This is a genomic window from Streptomyces sioyaensis (assembly GCF_004122735.1).
In the GTDB taxonomy this organism is placed as follows: Bacteria; Actinomycetota; Actinomycetes; order Streptomycetales; family Streptomycetaceae; genus Streptomyces; species Streptomyces sioyaensis.
Map to the genome: position 1 here is coordinate 1 of NZ_SDIF01000244.1, position 3793 is coordinate 3793.

Genomic DNA, 3793 nt, shown 5'->3' on the forward strand with positions numbered 1-3793 from the left:
GGCTGATGCGGCGTTGGTGCCGGTTCGGCTTGATGTGGATGCGCTGCGGGCGCAGGGCACAGCACTGCCACCCCTCTTCCACCGTCTCACCGGACGTCCGACGCGGCGACAGGCGACCGCACGCACCTCGATTGCCGCGGCCGGCTCGCTCGGCGAACGGCTCGCCGCGCTCGCCGAAGGCGACCGTCACGAAGCGGTCCTGGACCTGGTGCGCGGGCAGGTGGCCGCGGTGCTGGGGCACGCAACCCCGGCTGCCATCGCGCCCGACCGAGCCTTCAACGATCTGGGCTTCGACTCGCTGACCGCGGTCGAACTGCGCAACGGCCTCAACACCGCGACCGGCCTGCGACTGCCCGCCACGCTCGTCTTCGACTACCCGACCGCCGGCGACCTCGCCGACCATCTGCTGTCCGAGGTTTCCGGTGACGTGGCCGCCGCCACCGTCCTGCCGTCGACTGCCCTGCTCGCCGACGACCCGATCGTCATCGTCGGCATGTCCTGCCGCTTCCCCGGAGGCATCGGATCGCCCGAAGACCTGTGGAAACTGGTCTCTGCCGGCGACGACGCCATCACCGACTTCCCGGAGAACCGGGGCTGGAACATCGACCGGCTCTACGATCCCACCGAGTCCCGCCCGGACACCACCTATGTGAACAAGGGCGGCTTCCTGCACGACGCGGCGGACTTCGACGCGGACTTCTTCGGCATCAGTCCCAACGAAGCCCTCATCACCGATCCGCAGCAGCGACTGCTGCTGGAAACGTCCTGGGAGGCGCTGGAGCGGTCGGGGATCGACCCCGCGACGCTCAAGGGCAGCTCCACCGGTGTCTTCGCCGGCGTGGTGTACCACGACTACACCGGCAGCAGCAGCTCCGGCAGCATCGTCTCCGGCCGGATCGCCTACACCTATGGCCTGGAGGGCCCGGCGGTGACGGTGGACACGGCATGCTCCTCGTCCCTGGTGGCGCTGCATCTGGCGAGTCAGGCGCTGCGCAACGGCGAGTGCGATCTCGCCCTCGCGGGCGGTGTGACGATCATGGCCTCACCTGCCGCCTTCGTGGAGTTCAGCCGCCAGCGCGGCCTCTCCCGCGACGGTCGCTGCAAGGCCTTCGCCGCCGCGGCGGACGGCACCGGCTGGGGCGAGGGCGTAGGGATCCTGGTGGTGGAGCGGCTCTCGGACGCGCGGCGTAAGGGGCACCGGGTGCTCGCGCACGTACGCGGCTCCGCCGTGAACCAGGACGGTGCGAGCAACGGCCTCACCGCGCCGAACGGCCCTGCCCAGCAGCGCGTCATCCGCCAGGCGCTGGCCAACGCCGGGCTGACCCCGGCCGAGGTGGACGCCGTCGAGGCCCACGGCACCGGCACCGTCCTCGGTGACCCGATCGAGGCACAGGCGCTGCTCGCGACGTACGGCCAGGAGCGCGCCGCCGACCGGCCGCTGTGGCTGGGATCGGTCAAGTCCAACATCGGCCACACCCAGGGCGCCGCGGGTGTCGCCGGGATCATCAAGATGGTCATGGCGATGCGCCACGGCGTGCTGCCCCGCACCCTGCACGTGGACGAGCCGTCCGCCCACATCGACTGGACGGCGGGCGCGATGCGGCTGCTGACCGACGACGTCACTTGGAACGCGGACGACCGGCCGCGCCGCGCGGGCGTCTCGTCCTTCGGCATCAGCGGCACCAACGCCCACGTCATCATCGAGCAGGCGGCGGATGCCGAGGAGCCGGCCGCCGACCCGTCCGCGGTCCGTCCGTCGAGTGACGTCGTCGTGCCATGGGTCGTGTCCGCCCGCGGGGAGGGCGGGCTGCGGGCCCAGGCGGCGCGGCTCGCGTCGTATGTGACGGAGCACGACGAGCTCCGTCCGGTGGACGTGGGCTGGTCGCTGGCCGCACTGCGCGGCGCGCTGGAGCAGCGTGCGACCGTGCTGGGCGCGGACAAGGCCGAGCTGGTGGCCGGCCTGCGTGCCCTGGCGGAGGGCACCACCGCACCGGGCCCGGCGCGTACCGGGGGCAAGACCGCGTTCCTGTTCACCGGGCAGGGCGCGCAGCGGGTCGGGATGGGCCGTGAGCTGTACGAGACGTACCCCGTCTTCGCCCGGTCGCTGGACGAGATCTGCGACCGGCTCGACGGTCTGCTGGAACGGCCTCTGAAGGACGTGCTGTTCGCGGCCGAGGAGCCACAGGATCAGGAGGGGACGGACGCGGCGGATCTGCTGGGACGTACGGCGTACGCCCAGCCCGCCCTGTTCGCGGTCGAGGTGAGCCTCTACCGCCTGCTGAGTGCCTGGGGTGTGCGCCCGGACTTCGTGCTGGGCCATTCGATCGGCGAAATCGCCGCCGTACACATCGCCGGGATGCTGTCCCTGGCCGACGCATGCGAGCTGGTCGCCGCCCGTGGCCGGCTGATGCAGGCGCTGCCGGCCGGCGGCGCGATGGTCGCGGTCGAAGCGACGGAGGAAGAGACCCTGCCGTTGCTCGCGGAGGCCGCGGGGGTCGGCCTGGGCGCGGTCAACGGCCCGCGGTCGGTCGTCCTGTCCGGTCCCGAGGCGGCGGTGGAAGAGGTCGCGGAGCGGCTGCGGGCCCAGGGCCGCAAGACGTCCCGGCTGCGGGTGTCGCACGCCTTCCACTCCTCGCTGATGGAGCCGATGCTGGCTGACTTCCGACAGGTCCTGGAGGGGCTGACGTTCGCCGATCCGCAGATAACGGTGGTGTCCAACGTGACCGGCGACGTCGCCGACCCGCAGCAGCTGCGCTCCGTGGAGTACTGGCTGCGGCATGTCAGCGAGCCGGTGCGCTTTGCCGAGGGGGTGCGCAGCGCGGTCGACCGCGGCGTGACACGGTTCGTGGAAGTGGGCCCCGACGGTGTGCTGACGGGCCTCGCGCAGACCTGCCTGGCCGAGACCGAGGAGTCGGAGCGGGCGGTGTGCGTGGCGCTGCTCCGCAAGGGGCGGCCGGAGGCGCGGTCGCTGCTGTCCGGGCTGGGCCGTCTGTACGCCGCAGGTGGCGAGGTGGGCTGGCCCGCCGTGTTCGAGGGCAGCGGCGCCCGCGCGGTCGACCTCCCCACGTACGCGTTCCAGCGCCGTCGTTACTGGTCGCAGACGCCGACCGATCACGGCGACCCGGCGGCCATCGGCTTGGGCGCCACCGATCACCCGCTGTTGGGTGCGGCTGTCGCGCTCGCCGACTCCGAGGGGTTCCTTTTCACCGGTCGGCTCTCTGCCCGGACACAGCCCTGGCTTGCCGACCACGTCGTGGGCGGCTCGATCTTCTTCCCTGGCACCGGGTTCGTCGAGTTGGCGATTCGGGCGGGGGATCAGGTCGGGTGCGGTGTGGTGGAGGAGTTGACGTTGGAGGCGCCGTTGGTGCTGCCGGCGCGTGGTGGTGTGCAGGTCCAGGTGGTGGTGGGGGCACCGGAGGGTGCTGCTGGGACGCGTTCGGTCCGCGTGTTCTCGCGTGCTGAGGATGCGGCGGGTGACGGGTCGTGGTTGCGGCATGCGACGGGTCTGCTTGGTGCTGGGGCGCGTAGTGGTGGGGTGCGCGGTGGTGGTGCGGATGATGTCGATTTCGGTGTGTGGCCTCCGGTCGGGGCGGTTCCGGTGTCGGTGGAGGGTGTGTACGAGCGGTATGCGGAGGCGGGGTTGTCGTACGGCCCTGTGTTTCGGGGGCTGAGGGCTGCGTGGCGGTTGGGTGAGGATGTTTTCGCTGAGGTGGTGTTGCCTGAGGGTGTGGGGGTTGAGGGGTTTGGTGTGCATCCTGCGGTGTTGGATGCGGCGTTGCATGCGGTGGGTTTG

At 71.5% G+C, this 3793-nt stretch carries 1 protein-coding gene; it reads left to right on the forward strand.

Features of this window, described 5'->3' with window-relative positions:
- Positions 1-3793, forward strand: a 3793-nt coding sequence (locus EST54_RS33510) for a type I polyketide synthase (protein WP_129251435.1), incomplete at both ends; no start/stop codon positions are given.